Below are 17,097 nucleotides of genomic sequence, written 5' to 3'. Positions count from 1 at the left end.
CTAAGGCTTTCTTTAGTTTAGGCTATTTAGCGTTAACGCGACGCTCGATTGCGTCCATTAATTTACCTGTTACCGAAATATCAAAAGCAGCTTCAATTTCACGGATACAAGTGGGGCTAGTCACGTTGATTTCTGTCAGCTTGTCACCGATAACATCAAGTCCGACAAAGATTAAGCCTTTTTCTTTTAGTGAAGGAGCTACTGCTCGTGCGATAGCCCAGTCTGTTTCACTCAACGGACGAGCTTCCCCTGTACCACCAGCAGCTAGGTTGCCTCGAGTTTCCCCTTTAGCCGGGATACGTGCTAGGCAGTAAGGCATTGGCTCACCGTCAACGACAAGAATACGCTTATCACCATTGCTGATGTCAGGAACAAAAGTCTGTGCCATTGCGTAGTTTTGACCGTGGTTCGTCAATGTTTCAATGATCACTGATACGTTTGGATCGCCTTCCTTCACGCGGAAGATTGACGCACCACCCATACCATCAAGTGGTTTAAGGATCACATCACCGTGCTTCTCACGGAACTCTTTAATCTTTTCCGCTTTACGAGTCACGATGGTTGTCGGTGTTAGTTCTGGGAACCAAGCCGTGAACAACTTTTCGTTACAATCACGTAGGCTTTGTGGTTTGTTTACGATCAGTGCGCCGTTCTCTTCAGCACGCTCAAGAATGTAAGTCGCGTAAATGTACTCAGTATCAAATGGAGGATCTTTACGCATTAACACTGCATCTAAATCAGATAGCGCGATTGTCTGTTCTGACTTGAATTCGTACCAACCGTTTAGATCTTCTTTTAGTTCTACAATTTTTGTGTCAGCAATGGCTACGCCTTGATCTAAGTGTAGATCATCCATTTCCATGTAATGGATTTCGTAACCACGACGCTGAGCTTCAAGCATCATGGCAAAGCTAGAGTCTTTTTTGATGTTAATGGATGAAATTGGATCCATTACGATGCCAAGTTTGATCATTTTTTTTCTCCTAGCCTAGATCGCCAAAACGAACTTGTAAGGCAGTAATTGCGGTTAGAGCTGCTGTCTCAGTACGAAGTACACGTGGGCCGAGTAGCGTCTCTTCAAATTTGTATTGTTCAGTCATACCGATTTCTTCAGCTGACAAGCCACCTTCAGGACCAATCAATAGGCGCACCTTGCTGATAGGTTCTGGAAGGGTGTTAATTGAGTACTTTGCACGAGGGTGTAGGTTTAGCTTTAGTGCTTCGCTTGGTTCGCTGCACCACTCTTCAAGCTGCATAATTGGACGAATGACTGGAACCGTATTGCGGCCACACTGTTCACACGCCGCAATAGCAATCTTTTGCCACTGTGCGAGTTTTTTCTCGAAGCGTTTTGTATCAAGCTTAACGCCACAGCGCTCTGAAATCAGAGGGGTAATGGTGTTCACACCAAGCTCTACCGATTTCTGAATCGTGAACTCCATTTTGTCACCACGTGAAATCACTTGGCCTAAATGTAAGTCTAACGGAGATTCGCTGCTGCGTTCGATGCGTTCAGAAACATTAACGGTGACATTTTTCTTTGATACTTCAGCTATCGTCGCAGGGAATTCAGCGCCACTGCCATCAAATAGAAGGACTTCTTGACCTTCTTTCATGCGAAGGACACGACCAACATGACCCGCGGCATCTTCGCCTAAAGCGAGTGAACCTAACTGATGAATGCGTTCTGGGTGATGGATACGAGGGATTCTCATGCTGGTAAACCTATAAATATGTTCATTTGGGTATTTTGTCTCTGCCTAACATGGATGCTTTTAGTTGAAAAAACAAGGGTAGAGCAAGAGTTTCAGGGGCAATTCTGAAACTCTTGTTTGAGATAGTTAGGAATGTTGATTGTACGAGCGACGTTATTGACAAGCAGGGTAAACAAATGGGTTGTGATTACCTTGGATGGCATAGATTCGCTCATCACGAGTACATTCCCACTTGTCGACAGGAAATTGCTTGTTCCACGCCATCATTAGGTTGGTTTGTTGCTTAGATAGCTTGAAACCATACTCTTGGCTCATGTAAAGGTAAGTACGCGCGATAGAGCCTTTTGCTCTGTCTGGCGGCATAACTTTACGCTGCTTAAAGTTGACCTGCATTTCACACTGACCATAGCTCACACCATCCATGCCATTCCACTGACTGAAATTGTAGTTGGAGCGATCACCGTTAACCTCGCCAATGGCTGGCGTTAGGTTGTGAAGATCGGCTTCCATGGATTTGAATACTTTGTCATTGCGAGTGCAGTTCTTGCGGCCACCATCTTGCCAACACTGACGCTGGTGGCCAAATTGCCAAGCTGGAACCACGTGTTCCCACTCAATTCGACTCGCCCGTTTTTGCTGCTTTCGTACTTGATAACCACAGCCATCAAGGTCTGGAATGCCTTTCTTTTTGTCTTTCCAAGTAATGTCACAGCCACAATAAAACGAAGTCGGGTGATCAAGGTAAATCTTCACCGCTTCTTTTTTTGCTTTGGAGAACGAGCTCGGTGGTGCAGCGAAAACGCTTTGGGTTACCAGTAGGCCAAATACTATTGTTAAGTAAAAAGACACAGGTAGGCCAAATGCTTTGAAGGTGAGTTTTTGCATAGAAAAAGACTGATAAAAGTATGATAAACATCAGTCTAGCACTCAAATGTTAGATCTCTCTATTAGATTTATTCTATCGAGTAAATCAACCTGTCACTAGCTTAGCTGAGTTCCCGTAAAAGCTAAGGTTTGCTGGCACAATTGGCAGCGATAGGTCGATTGATTTCGAAGTACTTTGTTGTGTCGTCTGATTGATAATGGGTAGGTGGTGCACTCACATCGATATTCAAAGGTTTTCCCTTGAACTGAAGCGATTTCAAAGCTGTGAGTTGTTCTTGCTGGCACGTTGAATACTTTTTCCATCACGTATTGCCACTCATTTCCGTGAGGCCTAACACGTCCGAAAACCTGATGCGTGATTAGGTGTGCGAGTTCATGCGGCACAACCTCGTTGATGAAGGCGTCTTCATTTTCAGCGAATAGTACGTGATTGAGCTTAATTTCGTTGAGCTGAAGGTAGGCCTTTCCCGCCGCTTTGCCTCTTAACTTGAAGGTGATAATAGGGTGAGGGAATTCACGAGAGAAATGTTGATTTGCGATAGCTAGGCACTCGGCCAATTTCTTATTTGCTCGATGTTGTTGCGGGGTGTAAGACAAACGTTGTTAACTCCAAATAAAAGGCCTCAGCGTTTAAGCTAAGGCCTCATCATAACATTGCTCGTTAATATGGCGATTATTTATAGATGGTGATTCTTCTTGATGATCTCGTGATAAGCATGCCATGTACCATAGCCAAGTAGTGGCATGGTGACGATCATTCCTATGCCGTAGGTAGCAAACCCCACCAGAATACCGGCACAAATAATACTCGCCCATACCACCATCGCAGGGATGTTCGATTTCACGGCATTAAAGCTAGTGAAAATCGCACTCATCACATCGACGCGTCTCTCCATCATTAACGGAATTGAAAATGCTGAGATGCTAAATATGAGGCTTGCGATAACAAAACCAATCACAGAACCCGTAATTAAGAAGGGAGCGAACTCAGCCAGTGGTGCGCCTTGCACTGAAGGGTAGAGCGCGTGCAATAACGCAGCGATACGCATCCAGAATATCATCGCAACCATCAATACGATCGCAAAAGCCCATTGGTGGGTTGAGTTACGAGTGATGGCTTTCATCGAATGCAGCAGACTGGCGTTGTGGCCTTTTTCTCTTTCCCAAGCTGCGTCATATAAGCCTAAGGCAAGAAACGGCCCTATTAGCATGTACACGATCAGGCTTGGCATCACGACCAAGTGTGTTCCTTGCCATTGGACAAGCTGAACAATGGCAATTGCCGCTCCCATGAAGCACAAACCGTAGAATGCGCTGATTAATGGCATTCTTACTAAGTCATGCAGAGCAAGCGACAACCAATGAAAGGGTGCGGAAATACTGATTTGGTTACAAGGAATGGTGCGAGCGTAATCCTTATCGCTGACCTTGTGTTTTTTATCGTTCAGTTCGGATGGGTGCGCGGTACGAGGCATAGATCCCCCTAGTTAAATAACGTCCTAGTTATAATTCCATAAGGCTCATCGATGTGGCTTGTGTGAGAGTTATGGGGTTGAGCTAAATTGCTCTTTGTCATCCCAGTTTTTGTTCTAGCGTGCATTTAACGAACGTTATCAGACTGAATTAATTTAAGTTAAATGTGAGCTTGATCGCTTAGGAGTTACCTTAACTATTGTCAGTAGTGTTAGAAAACACAAATTATCAGCGGCTTTTTATACTAAGTGGTTAACGGTAAAGAAGGGCGTTATATAAGAGAATGGCGAGTGAAAGTAAGGTAAGTACATAAAAATAAAGCCCTTACTAAGAAGTAAGGGCTTTAAAGAAACAAATCGCAGTGGCTAAATTATTTTAGGCCAGCGAAGTCCGCAAGGATTGCTGCTTTGTCAGTCGCTTCCCAAGGGAACTCTTCACGACCGAAGTGGCCGTATGCAGCAGTCTGCTTGTAGATAGGCTGAAGAAGGTTCAACATCTCTTGAAGACCGTATGGACGTAGGTCGAAGTTTTGACGAACTGCTTCAATGATAATTTCGTGCGCTACTTTTTCAGTACCAAACGTTTCAACCATGATAGATGTTGGATCAGCAACACCGATAGCGTAAGACAGTTGAATCTCACAACGGTCAGCCATGCCAGCAGCAACGATGTTTTTCGCAACGTAACGAGCCGCATAAGCTGCAGAACGGTCTACTTTTGATGGATCTTTACCAGAGAATGCACCGCCGCCGTGACGAGCTGCGCCGCCGTAGGTATCAACGATGATCTTACGACCTGTTAGACCACAGTCACCCATTGGGCCACCGATTACGAAACGGCCTGTTGGGTTGATGAAGAAGTTAGTGTCTTTGTTGATCCACTCAGCAGGAAGTACTGGCTTGATGATCTCTTCCATTACTGCTTCACGTAGGTCAGGTGTTGTTACTGAGTCGCAGTGTTGAGTCGAAAGAACAACAGCGTCGATACCAACGATCTTACCTTGGTCGTATTGGAACGTAACTTGAGATTTCGCATCTGGGCGAAGGAAGTCAAGTTTACCGCTCTTACGTACTTCAGCTTGCTTTTTAACAAGAAGGTGAGAGTAAGTAATTGGAGCCGGCATTAGGATTGGTGTTTCGTTAGTCGCGTAACCAAACATGATACCTTGGTCGCCTGCGCCTTGCTCTTTAGGATCTTCTTTATCAACACCTTGGTTGATGTCTGGAGATTGCTTACCAATTGTGTTTAGAACAGCACAAGAGTCAGCGTCAAAGCCCATATCAGAATGAACGTAACCAATTTCACGTACTGTTTCACGAGTGATTTCTTCGATATCAACCCATGCAGACGTTGTTACTTCACCGCCAACCATAACCATGCCGGTTTTAACGTAAGTCTCACAAGCAACACGTGCTTTTGGATCTTGTTCCAAGATGGCATCAAGAACAGCATCAGAGATTTGGTCTGCAATTTTATCTGGATGGCCTTCTGAAACAGATTCAGAAGTGAATAGGTGCTTAGCCATGAGAGCTCCACTTTTAGTTTTTGGTGTAAATAGTTTATGGCGTCGCAAGCTAGGAAGCGCCGCCATTAAATACAGTATATTTTGTAGGTGTTTCTACATCTAGACGGCTATTCTAAATTCCAACGGTCGAATTACAAGCTCTTTTTTATGATATGTCATAACTAATCGTTTGCGTATCGATTGAGATAAGCCACTGCCAAGTGATGTAAATGTTCGAAAATTGCGAAAAATGACCGTTAAAATGCCAGTAAAACGTTTGCAGTCGCAATAGTCGTTTGAGAGAATACCCGCGCTAATAAAAATGAAAACTTTAGCAATTATCTCTTTTTTAAATCGCTTATGTACTCAGGAGCAGACATGCCTTCTCGTAAAGATCTAGCCAATGCAATCCGCGCACTTAGCATGGACGGTGTTCAACAAGCAAATTCAGGCCACCCAGGCGCACCTATGGGTATGGCTGACATCGCTGAAGTTCTTTGGCGTGGCCACTTGAACCACAACCCAGCAAACCCAGAGTGGGCTGACCGCGACCGTTTTATCTTGTCTAACGGCCATGGTTCAATGTTGATTTACTCTCTGCTTCACCTTGCAGGTTACGAGCTTTCAATTGAAGACCTGAAAAACTTCCGTCAACTGCACTCTAAGACTCCAGGTCACCCAGAGTACGGTTACGCTCCTGGTATCGAGACAACGACTGGTCCTCTAGGTCAAGGCATCACTAACGCTGTTGGTATGGCAATGGCTGAGAAAGCGCTTGCTGCTCAGTTCAACAAAGAAGGTCACGACATCGTAGACCACTACACTTATGCATTCATGGGTGATGGCTGTCTGATGGAAGGTATCTCACACGAAGCATGTTCTCTAGCAGGTACGCTTGGTCTTGGTAAGCTGGTTGCTTTCTGGGATGACAACGGTATCTCTATCGATGGTGAAGTTGAAGGTTGGTTCTCTGACGATACACCTAAGCGTTTTGAAGCTTACGGCTGGCATGTAATCCCAGCGGTAGATGGTCACGACTCTGACGCTATCAATGCAGCGATTGAAGCGGCGAAAGCAGACCCTCGTCCAACTCTTATCTGTACTAAAACTATCATCGGTTTTGGTTCTCCAAACAAAGCAGGTACGCACGACTGTCACGGTGCTCCACTAGGCGCTGATGAAATCACAGCAACTAAAGCTGCACTGGGTTGGGAACACGGTCCTTTCGAAATCCCAGCGGATATCGCAGCTGAGTGGAATGCAAAAGAAGCAGGCGCAGCGAAAGAAGCAGCGTGGAATGCTAAATTTGACGCATACGCAGCGGCTTACCCTGAGCTAGCAGCAGAATTCAAACGTCGTACTAACGGCGAGCTTCCTGCTGAGTGGGAAGAGAAAGCAAACGCAATCATTGCTGATCTTCAAGCTAACCCAGCAAACATCGCTTCACGTAAAGCATCTCAAAACGCACTAGAAGCGTTTGGTCAAATGCTTCCAGAATTCATGGGCGGCTCTGCTGACCTTGCGCCTTCTAACCTAACTATGTGGTCTGGTTCTAAGTCTCTTGAAGCAACTGACTTCACTGGTAACTACATCCACTACGGTGTACGTGAATTCGGTATGACGGCTATCATGAACGGTATCGCTCTGCACGGTGGTTTCGTACCATACGGCGCAACGTTCCTAATGTTCATGGAATACGCGCGTAACGCAATGCGTATGGCTGCTCTAATGAAAGTTCAGAACATCCAAGTTTACACGCACGACTCTATCGGCCTAGGCGAAGATGGTCCTACTCACCAACCGGTTGAGCAGATCGCTTCTCTACGTTTAACTCCAAACATGAGCACATGGCGCCCATGTGACCAAGTTGAATCAGCAGTTGCTTGGAAACTGGCTATTGAGCGTAAAGATGGTCCTTCATCTTTAATTTTCTCTCGTCAAAACCTTGCACAACAAGATCGTAACGCTGAGCAAGTAGCTAACATCGCTAAGGGTGGTTACATCCTGAAAGATTGTGCTGGTAAGCCAGAGCTAATCATCATTGCAACTGGTTCTGAAGTTGAGCTTGCAGTTGAAGCTGCTGCACAACTAACCGCTGAAGGTAAAGCAGTACGCGTAGTATCTATGCCTGCAACTGACGCGTTCGACAAGCAAGATGCTGAATACCGTGAGTCTGTACTTCCATCTGACGTAACTGCACGTATCGCAGTAGAAGCTGGCATCGCTGACTTCTGGTACAAGTACGTTGGTTTTGGTGGCAAGATCATCGGTATGACAACGTTCGGCGAATCTGCACCAGCAGGCGAACTATTCAAGATGTTCGGCTTTACGACTGAAAACGTAGTAAACACCGCGAAAGAGCTTCTTGCTTAATCATTGATTGCTAGCTTAGTGCTAACAATGAAATGAATAAAAAAACCGAGCGCTGAGCTCGGTTTTTTGTCTCTGGGATTTGTTTCTCCTAGACTCATCTCTATAAGCAACAGATCAATCTGTCATGAACAAGCTGAGTTATTCAAGTAATGCCTTTTGGGTAGGATTCAGTTATCATCTGTTGCACGAAATTTTGGTTAGATATACGGAACTATGCTAAAAGTCGCGATAAATGGATTTGGACGAATAGGGCGTAATGTATTGCGCGCTGTCTATGAAAGTGGCAAAAGCCAACAAATCAAAGTAGTAGCTGTCAATGAGCTTGCTCAGCCTGACGCTATGGCTCACCTATTGCAGTACGACACCAGTCACGGCCGCTTCGGTAAGAAAATCTCTAACGATCAAGAGCACATTTATGTCCATCATGGCATTGGTGCTGAAGACAAGGGTGAGTTTGATACCATTCGTATCTTACATCTTGCTGATATTGATCTGTTGCCTTGGCGTGACCTTGAGGTGGATGTTGTTCTCGACTGTACCGGTGTTTATGGTTGCCGAGATGACGGCCTCGCGCACATCGCTGCTGGCGCGAAAAAGGTACTGTTTTCTCACCCTGGTGCCAATGACCTCGATAACACCATTATCTATGGTGTGAATCACGACACCATCGAAGCTGACCACCGAATCGTTTCCAATGGTTCATGCACCACCAACTGTATTGTCCCTATCATAAAGGTTCTTGATGACGCCTTTGGCATCGAGTCAGGTACGATTACGACTATTCACTCTTCAATGAATGATCAACAAGTTATCGATGCGTATCACAGCGACTTGCGTCGTACTCGAGCAGCAAGCCAATCGATCATTCCGGTCGATACCAAGTTGCATAAAGGTATTGAAAGAATCTTCCCGAAATTTTCCAACAAATTTGAAGCTATATCTGTGCGTGTGCCGACGGTAAACGTAACAGCGATGGATTTAAGTGTCACAATTAATGCAAATGTGAAAGTTAATGACGTAAATCAAACCATTGTTAATGCATCCCAGTGTACATTACACAATATAGTTGACTATACTGAAGCGCCGCTCGTTTCCATCGACTTTAATCACGATCCCCATAGCGCAATCGTTGATGGTTCACAAACGCGAGTGAGCAACGGCCACTTAGTTAAAATGCTAGTGTGGTGTGATAATGAATGGGGCTTTGCGAACCGAATGCTGGATACGGTTCTTGCAATGCAAGCTTCTGAAGGCAAGAAGTAAGACCTAGAAGCAAATGTGCGGATTATTTATTTTTTAGCTTGAAATAAATACTAAGAGTCCACATATTATTAGTAGTGAAAGAATTACCAGTTGAATAATTTATAGGCTTAGCAGGGTTGCTGAGTTTCCAAAACTTTATATTTATTTAAATTTGAGAGGACAAATCATGTCTGTGATCAAGATGACTGACCTGGAACTTGCAGGTAAACGCGTATTTATCCGTGCTGACCTAAACGTACCAGTAAAAGACGGTAAAGTAACTTCAGATGCACGTATCCTTGCATCTCTACCAACTATCAAACTTTGCCTAGAAGCTGGCGCAAAGGTAATGGTTACTTCTCACCTTGGTCGTCCTACAGAAGGCGAATACAACGAAGAGTTCTCTCTAGCTCCTGTAGTTAACTACCTAAACGACGCACTAGACTGCGAAGTTAAACTAGCTAAAGATTACGTAAACGGCCTAGAGCTAAACGCTGGTGAACTTGTTGTTCTTGAAAACGTTCGCTTTAACAAAGGCGAGAAGAAGAACGAAGAAGCACTTTCTAAGCAATACGCTGCACTATGTGACATCTTCGTAATGGATGCATTCGGTACAGCTCACCGTGCTCAAGCTTCTACACACGGCGTTGGTACTTACGCTCCTGTAGCATGTGCTGGTCCTCTTCTAGCTGCTGAGCTTGAAGCGCTTGGTAAAGCAATGGACAACCCAGCTCGCCCACTAGTGGCTATCGTTGGTGGTTCTAAGGTTTCTACTAAACTAACAGTTCTAGAATCTCTTTCTAAAATTGCTGACCAGCTTGTTGTTGGTGGTGGTATCGCGAACACATTCATCGCTGCTGAAGGCCACAATGTAGGTAAGTCTCTATACGAAGCTGACCTAGTTGAAACGGCTCAAAAGCTAATGAAAGAGTGTGCTATCCCAGTAGCAACTGACGTTGCATGTGCTAAAGCATTCGACGAAAACGCAGAAGCTGAAATCAAGCACGTTTCTGAAGTTCAAGACGACGACATGATCTTCGACCTTGGTCCAGATTCAACTGCGGCACTAGCTGAAATCATCGGCAACGCGAAAACTATCCTTTGGAACGGCCCTGTAGGCGTATTCGAATTCAAGAACTTCGAAGCGGGTACAGCTGGTATCTCTAAAGCAATCGCTGAGTCTGCAGGTTTCTCTGTAGCAGGTGGTGGTGACACGCTAGCAGCTATCGACAAGTTCGGTATCAAAGCTGACGTTTCTTACATCTCTACTGGCGGTGGCGCTTTCCTTGAATTCGTTGAAGGTAAAGTACTTCCTGCAGTAGCAATGCTTGAAGAGCGTGCTAAAGCATAATTGATTTAGAAAGGCGAGATGTGAATCTCGCCTTTTAACGTTTGCTGCATATCACACTTTTTTGCTAGAATGGCATAAGTTGTGAGCAAACGATTGCAAGTTTTTAAACTTAAGTTTTTTAATCTTAAAACGATAGAATAAATAGGACTATTTCCATGTCTAAGATCTTCGATTTTGTAAAACCTGGTGTGATTTCTGGCGATGACGTACAGAAAGTATTTGAAGTAGCAAAAGAAAACAAATTTGCTCTTCCTGCTGTAAACGTTGTTGGTACTGACTCTGTAAACGCAGTACTAGAAGCAGCTGCTAAAGTTAAAGCTCCAGTAGTTGTTCAGTTCTCTAACGGCGGCGCTGCATTCTTCGCAGGTAAAGGCGTTAAACTTGAAGGTCAAGGCGCACAAGTTCTTGGCGCTGTAGCTGGTGCAAAATACGTACACGCTGTAGCTGAAGCTTACGGTGTTCCAGTTATCCTGCACACTGACCACGCTGCTAAGAAACTTCTTCCATGGATCGACGGTCTACTAGACGCTGGTGAAGAGTTCTTCGCACAAACTGGTAAGCCTCTATTTTCTTCTCACATGCTAGACCTTTCTGAAGAGTCTCTAGAAGAGAACATCGAAACATGTGCTAAGTACCTAGAGCGCATGGCTAAAATGAACATGACAATCGAGATCGAACTTGGTTGTACTGGTGGTGAAGAAGACGGCGTTGATAACTCTGATATGGACGCATCTGAGCTTTACACTTCTCCAGAAGACGTAGCATACGCTTACGAGAAACTAATGGCTGTTAGCCCACGTTTCACTATCGCTGCATCTTTCGGTAACGTACACGGTGTTTACCAAGCTGGTAACGTTGTACTTACTCCAACTATCCTGCGTGATTCTCAAGCATACTGTGCAGAGAAGTTCGGTATCGCACCTAACGCTCTAAACTTCGTATTCCACGGTGGTTCTGGTTCTTCTGAAGCAGAAATCCAAGAGTCTATCGGCTACGGTGTTATCAAAATGAACATCGACACTGATACACAGTGGGCAACTTGGGACGGTATCCGTCAGTACTCTGCTGACAACTTCGATTTCCTACAAGGTCAAATCGGCAACCCAACTGGCGAAGCTGCTCCAAACAAGAAGTACTACGATCCACGCGTATGGCTACGTGCTGGTCAAGCTTCAATGGTTGCTCGTCTAGAGAAAGCATTTGCTGACCTTAACGCTGTAGACGTACTATAATTCTTTGAATTAAGTACTCTTTAAGTTTTAAAAACCCGCTCATCGAGCGGGTTTTTTTATGTCTGATAAAAACTTGTATTAAATATGTGAAAAACCTAGCCTACGGTGAATAAATTTCGTAGTCTTTTAGTTATCGGTATTTGTGTTTATCGGTAAGTTTTAGTAATTCAAAAGCTTACATAAATATGACTTTGTAATCTGTCAAAGATAGGATATCGTGCCGAAAAACTGAACTTGGTTCAGTTTATAAAAAGGACTTGGCTTTAATTTACTTTTAACACAATGACTTAACGGTAATTAAACTGTTTATTATATTGCAGAGTAAATTAGGCTTAAGGCAGTTTAGCCCATAGCATATTATATAGAGGATGCACATTATGGCTGATAGTTCGACAGCGATTGAGACTCCACTTGTGGATGGTTTGTCTCAAGCAGAGCAGTGGTTAACAAATAATTCAGATTTATTTATCCAATATGGCGTAAATATCATTTCAGCACTGATAATTCTATTTATTGGTAACCTTATTGTTAAAGCAGTAGCGAATAGCGTGTCTAAGGTTCTTCAGAAGAAGAAAATGGACCGAGCTGTTGTGGAATTTATTCACGGCTTAGTTCGCTACCTATTGTTTGTTATTGTTTTAATTGCTGCACTTGGTCGTTTAGGTGTTCAAACGGCATCTGTAGTTGCTGTTATTGGTGCGGCTGGTTTAGCCGTTGGTCTTGCACTACAAGGCTCACTATCTAACTTTGCTGCTGGTGTACTTATCGTTGCATTCCGTCCATTTAAGTCTGGTGACTATGTGGAAATTGGTGGTGTAGCAGGTTCAGTTGATTCAATTCAGATCTTCCAAACTGTTCTAACAACGCCAGATAACAAAATGGTAGTGGTACCAAACGGTAGCGTTATCGGTAGCCCAATTACTAACTACTCTCGTCATAATACTCGTCGTATTGATTTGATGATTGGTGTTTCTTACAACGCTGATCTTCAAAAGACAAAAGCGCTACTGACTAAGATTTGTGAATCTGATGAGCGTGTACTGAAAGAGCCTGGTGTTCAAGTTGGTGTTCACACGCTAGCGGACTCTTCAGTAAACTTTGTTGTTCGCCCATGGGTTAACACAGCAGAGTACTGGGATGTGTATTTTGACCTTATGCAAGCAATCAAAGAAGGCTTGGATAACGAAGGTATCGAAATTCCATTCCCGCAAATGGATGTACACATGAATAAAGTAGAAGCTTAATTTCTAGTTAGTTTTTATAACTATAAGCTTTTATAAGGAAAGGCGGATAACTTAGGTTATCCGCCTTTTTTGTTGGTTTTCTAAGAAAAACAGATTTACCAGTATTGTTCAATAAGCCCATTGGTAAGCACAGCTGCTATGGCGAACATCATGGTCGCTACCGCGATATCGATGCCTTTCTTAACCTTAGGTCTAGATAGCGTCGGGCCTAGTTTTGCAGCGCCTAATGACAAGGAATAAAACCAGACGAACGAAGCCAATATAGTCCCCATAGCAAACGCAATTCTGTCGTTGCCTTCAAATTGCCCACCAATGGATCCAAGAATTACCACGGTATCCAAGTAGAGGTGTGGGTTTAATACTGTTACTGCCAATGCCCCCAAAATAACGGTGCGCTTGCCACGCGCCAATATCTCACCTTTCGATTCATCACTGGTGCGCACTTTGAATGCACTGCGTAGTGATAGCAAGCCATACACAGTCAGAAAAGCGATGCCACCTAATGTTACGGAGGTAAGTAGTAATTCATTTTGCGATAAGATCGCTCCACCGCCAAAAATACCTAATGAGATAAACAGAGTATCGAGCAGGCTACAAATTGTTGCTGTTGTTAAATGATGATTGCGTTTTATCCCTTGATTTAGGACGTACGCATTCTGCGCGCCAATAGGGATAATCATGCTTGCCCCTAGACCAAAACCTTGTAATAAAACCCAAAAATTCATTTTAACCTCCACTTATTTAACGATATTTACGTGCTATATGGCGAAGATACTCCGACCTTTTAAATAAGTATAATTAATGATTTTAATCTATTATTAGAGTTGCTAATGTCATGGGGAGTTAGCTTAAAAAGGAAGTAAATTGATGCGCGGATTGGATTATAAATGGATAGAAGCACTGGATGCTGTAGTAAAACAACGTAGCTTCGAAAGGGCTGCTGAGCAGTTATATATCTCCCAGTCGGCGGTATCTCAACGCATCAAACAGTTGGAAAAGTGGTTAGCTCAGCCAGCCTTGGTGAGAGAAAGCCCGCCTAGGCCAACGCCTGCGGGTAAAAAATTACTGGGCTTATATCGCCGTGTTCGTTTGTTAGAGCACGAGCTTGTGCCTGAGTTGATGAATGAAGAGGGTACTCAACCACTATCGATATCCATAGCGACCAACGCTGATAGTTTGGCGACATGGTTGCTACCAGCTTTGTCGGATGTGATGAAGTCTCGCCAAGTCGAGTTGAACCTAGCGATTCATGGTGAGTCGAGAACCATTGAAAAGATTAAAAGTGGCGAGGTGGCTGGTGCAATCAGTTTGGAGTCTCAAGCGATTCCTGGCTGCAGTGCTGACTATCTAGGTAGGATGGATTATGTGTGTGTGGCTAGCCCTGACTTTCATCAGCGTTACTTTGCAGAGGGCGTAAACTACGCCACCTTAAGCAAAGCACCTGCGGTTTCCTATGATCAATATGATGATCTGCATAAGAAGTTTCTGCATGATCATTTTAACGTCCCGAGAGACAGTGTGATTAATCATACGGTCGGCAGTTCAGAAGCATTCGTGCGCTTAGCGTTGTCGGGTGTCGCCTATTGCTTGATTCCTCGATTACAGATTATCGATGAGCTCGAGTCTGGTGCTCTGATTGATATTACCCCTGGCTTTCTGCTCTCTTATCGCATCTATTGGCACCATTGGCAGCTTGAGAGTGGGGTATTAAAAGAGGTATCCCAAGCGATATTAAGTTTTGCTCACAATCACTTACCTCAGTAAACTGTTGGTTTTTTCAGCGTCAAAGTTCTGTTAGAAGTGCGTGCTCTGGATTGGCTAAACGATAAATTGCTCTATGATGAAAGTACATTTGTTTAGCATAGGTCATACCTAATGAAGCTTGTACCAAAGATGTTAGCAACGTCTCTTACTCTTACTGCGGCGTTGAGTGCTGTGAGTTTTCCATCATTGGCTGACTCTCCATCCTTTCCTCATATTTCAACGACAGGCTATGGTGAAGTGATCGCGACACCTGATATGGCGACATTCTCTGTGAGAGTCGTGGAATCGACGATGACTGCTGAACAGGCTAAAAATACCGTTGATAAAGTCGTGACAGGCTTTCTAAATAAGCTGCATCAAGCAGGTGTTGATGAGGCGAGTGTTCATAGCTCGAACCTGTATTTATCTCCTCAATATCATTACCCGAAAGATGGCAAACCGGAACTGGTTGGCTACCGCGCCTCACGTAATGTGACCGTTCAAGTCAATGAGCTAGCTAATCTGAACGAGTACATGGATATTGCTATTGGGCAGGGCATTAATCAGATCGACAACATCCAGCTGCAAGTTCGTGACCAAGCTAAGTATCAAGAACAAGCGCGCTTAGAAGCCATTAAAGATGCGACATCAAAAGCTAAATCATTAGCGAGTGGCTTTGAGCGCGAGTTAGGTGATGTATGGCGCGTGGACTACAACGCCCAATCTTCTCAGCCAGTACTCATGCGTTCAATGGCAATGGATGCAAGAACAGAATCGAACTCTTATGAAGATTCAACGATCACCATTCGTGATCGCGTGAATGTGATCTACCAGATCGAAGAATAATGACATTGCTATAGAAGGTTTTGGATCATGATGATCTAATTACCTACGATAGGCCAAATACTAAAAAGGCTCTCATAATGAGAGCCTTTTTTTATGCATTTTGAGTGCGATGATTAGTGAAGAAGACGAGCACGGATTGTGCCTTCGATCTCTTTCAGTTTAAGCAGCGCTTCTTCAGAGCGATCGGCTTCTACATCGATAACGACATAACCCATATCAGCCGCAGTCTGTAGGTACTGACCCGCGATGTTGATCCCTTCTTCAGCGAAGATGGTGTTGATCTGAGTTAGGATGCCTGGACGGTTTTCGTGAATGTGTAATAAACGAGACGTTCCAGTATGCAGTGGTAGTGATACCTCTGGGAAGTTAACACTTGATAGCGTAGAGCCGTTATCAGAGTATTTCGCTAGCTTACCAGCCACTTCAACACCAATGTTCTCTTGTGCTTCTTGAGTTGAACCACCCACGTGAGGCGTTAGGATCACGTTATCGAACTGCATTAATGGAGACTCAAACGGGTCTGCATTGGTTTTTGGTTCTGTTGGGAAAACATCAATCGCCGCACCTGCAAGGTGACCAGATTCCAGAGCGCCACACAGAGCAGGAATATCGACTACCGTGCCACGAGCTGCGTTGATAAAGATAGAACCAGGCTTCATGCGCTCGAACTCTTCTTTACCCATCATGTCTTTTGTTTCGTTGGTTTCAGGCACATGCAAAGAGATTACGTCACACTTGTTCAGTAATTCCGTCATGGTATGAACTTGCGTTGCGTTACCCAAAGACAGTTTGTTTTCAATGTCGTAGAAGTAAACACGCATGCCAAGGTTTTCAGCAATAATACCCAGTTGAGTACCGATGTGACCGTAGCCAATAATACCTAAACGCTTACCACGAGCTTCGTAAGAGTTGTCTGCACTCTTTTTCCAGATGCCACGGTGAGCAAGAGCGTTCTTTTCTGGGATACCGCGTAGTAGTAATAGAACCTGACCAAGAACCAGCTCAGCAACGCTTCGAGTGTTTGAGAACGGTGCGTTGAACACAGGGATACCGCGTTTTGCTGCTGCTTGAAGGTTGACTTGGTTAGTACCAATACAGAAACAACCGACGGCAACCAGCTTTTCAGCTGCATCAATAACTTCTTGGGAGATGTTAGTGCGAGAACGAATACCAATGAAGTGAGCATCTTTAACTGCTTCAAGAAGTTCATCTTCCGGCAGCGAGCCTTTGTGGTACTCAATGTTTGTGTAACCAGCGGCTTGCAGTACTTCTACAGAAGAAGGGTGAAGACCTTCTAGAAGTAGAATTTTTATTTTTTCTTTTTCCAGTGAAACTTTGGCCATTGTTCTCGTCCTTAAAATGGAAAGGTTGGGCAAATGCGGCGCACGTGCTACAAAATGGCTGAAAGGGGAACAAATTCACCACTCTGTTAGGAGACAAACGTTTTCCCTGTGCGTCTTCTGAACAATAAAGTAACAAAAAAAAAATG

Annotated in this window: 15 protein-coding genes; 7 read left to right on the top strand and 8 right to left on the bottom strand. The window is 44.2% G+C overall.

Features of this window, described 5'->3' with window-relative positions; translation table 11 throughout:
• Positions 1-22: 22 nt before the first annotated feature.
• From gshB to metK, 6 genes are all read right to left on the bottom strand, one after another.
• On the bottom strand, positions 23-973 hold the full coding sequence (gene gshB, locus MSG35_RS22570; protein ID WP_050634035.1) for a glutathione synthase: 951 nt from the start codon (positions 971-973) through the stop codon (positions 23-25).
• A 10-nt stretch (positions 974-983) separates the two neighbouring features.
• On the bottom strand, positions 984-1,715 hold the full coding sequence (rsmE, locus tag MSG35_RS22565) for a 16S rRNA (uracil(1498)-N(3))-methyltransferase (RefSeq protein WP_017062238.1): 732 nt from the start codon (positions 1,713-1,715) through the stop codon (positions 984-986).
• Positions 1,716-1,868: 153 nt separating this feature from the next.
• Entirely contained in the window at positions 1,869-2,600 is a 732-nt protein-coding gene (locus tag MSG35_RS22560) for an endonuclease (RefSeq protein WP_050634034.1), read from the bottom strand.
• A gap of 96 nt (positions 2,601-2,696) precedes the next feature.
• Entirely contained in the window at positions 2,697-3,197 is a 501-nt protein-coding gene (locus MSG35_RS22555; protein WP_050634033.1) for a SprT family zinc-dependent metalloprotease, read from the bottom strand.
• Positions 3,198-3,277: 80 nt separating this feature from the next.
• Entirely contained in the window at positions 3,278-4,075 is a 798-nt protein-coding gene (locus MSG35_RS22550) for a DUF2189 domain-containing protein (RefSeq protein ID WP_017069586.1), read from the bottom strand.
• A gap of 368 nt (positions 4,076-4,443) precedes the next feature.
• A complete protein-coding gene (gene metK, locus MSG35_RS22545) occupies positions 4,444-5,598 on the bottom strand; it encodes a methionine adenosyltransferase (protein ID WP_017062234.1) in 1,155 nt (384 codons plus the stop codon).
• 357 nt (positions 5,599-5,955) lie between these two features.
• On the opposite strand from metK, the gene tkt reads away from it, so the two are divergent.
• The 5 genes from tkt (at position 5,956) to mscS (ending at position 13,019) form a co-directional block, all read left to right on the top strand.
• A complete protein-coding gene (tkt, locus tag MSG35_RS22540; RefSeq protein WP_050644133.1) occupies positions 5,956-7,950 on the top strand; it encodes a transketolase in 1,995 nt (664 codons plus the stop codon).
• A gap of 213 nt (positions 7,951-8,163) precedes the next feature.
• Entirely contained in the window at positions 8,164-9,213 is a 1,050-nt protein-coding gene (epd, locus tag MSG35_RS22535; RefSeq protein ID WP_081230754.1) for an erythrose-4-phosphate dehydrogenase, read from the top strand.
• Positions 9,214-9,379: 166 nt separating this feature from the next.
• A complete protein-coding gene (locus tag MSG35_RS22530; protein WP_017059064.1) occupies positions 9,380-10,543 on the top strand; it encodes a phosphoglycerate kinase in 1,164 nt (387 codons plus the stop codon).
• Between the two features lie 155 nt (positions 10,544-10,698).
• Entirely contained in the window at positions 10,699-11,775 is a 1,077-nt protein-coding gene (gene fbaA / locus MSG35_RS22525; protein ID WP_010435694.1) for a class II fructose-bisphosphate aldolase, read from the top strand.
• Between the two features lie 377 nt (positions 11,776-12,152).
• Positions 12,153-13,019, top strand: coding sequence for a small-conductance mechanosensitive channel MscS (gene mscS, locus MSG35_RS22520; RefSeq protein ID WP_048605830.1), 867 nt, complete (start codon positions 12,153-12,155; stop codon positions 13,017-13,019).
• Positions 13,020-13,114: 95 nt separating this feature from the next.
• Here mscS and MSG35_RS22515 read toward each other — a convergent pair whose 3' ends face one another.
• A complete protein-coding gene (locus tag MSG35_RS22515) occupies positions 13,115-13,744 on the bottom strand; it encodes a LysE/ArgO family amino acid transporter (RefSeq protein ID WP_248385034.1) in 630 nt (209 codons plus the stop codon).
• 142 nt (positions 13,745-13,886) lie between these two features.
• Between MSG35_RS22515 and MSG35_RS22510 the strand changes: the two genes are divergently transcribed.
• Entirely contained in the window at positions 13,887-14,783 is an 897-nt protein-coding gene (locus MSG35_RS22510; protein ID WP_017059060.1) for a LysR family transcriptional regulator ArgP, read from the top strand.
• Positions 14,784-14,894: 111 nt separating this feature from the next.
• Positions 14,895-15,608: an oxidative stress defense protein gene (locus MSG35_RS22505; RefSeq protein ID WP_048611414.1), complete on the top strand. Its 714-nt coding sequence runs from the start codon at positions 14,895-14,897 to the stop codon at positions 15,606-15,608.
• 113 nt (positions 15,609-15,721) lie between these two features.
• Here the strand turns inward: MSG35_RS22505 and serA are convergent, their stop codons facing one another.
• On the bottom strand, positions 15,722-16,951 hold the full coding sequence (gene serA, locus MSG35_RS22500; protein WP_017059058.1) for a phosphoglycerate dehydrogenase: 1,230 nt from the start codon (positions 16,949-16,951) through the stop codon (positions 15,722-15,724).
• Between the last annotated feature and the right edge of the window lie 146 nt (positions 16,952-17,097).

It is taken from the genome of Vibrio sp. 1CM23M (assembly GCF_023161755.1).
In the GTDB taxonomy this organism is placed as follows: Bacteria; Pseudomonadota; Gammaproteobacteria; order Enterobacterales; family Vibrionaceae; genus Vibrio; species Vibrio coralliirubri.
The sequence above is the reverse complement of the archived record's forward strand: the minus strand, read 5'-3'. Positions and strand labels throughout refer to the sequence as shown.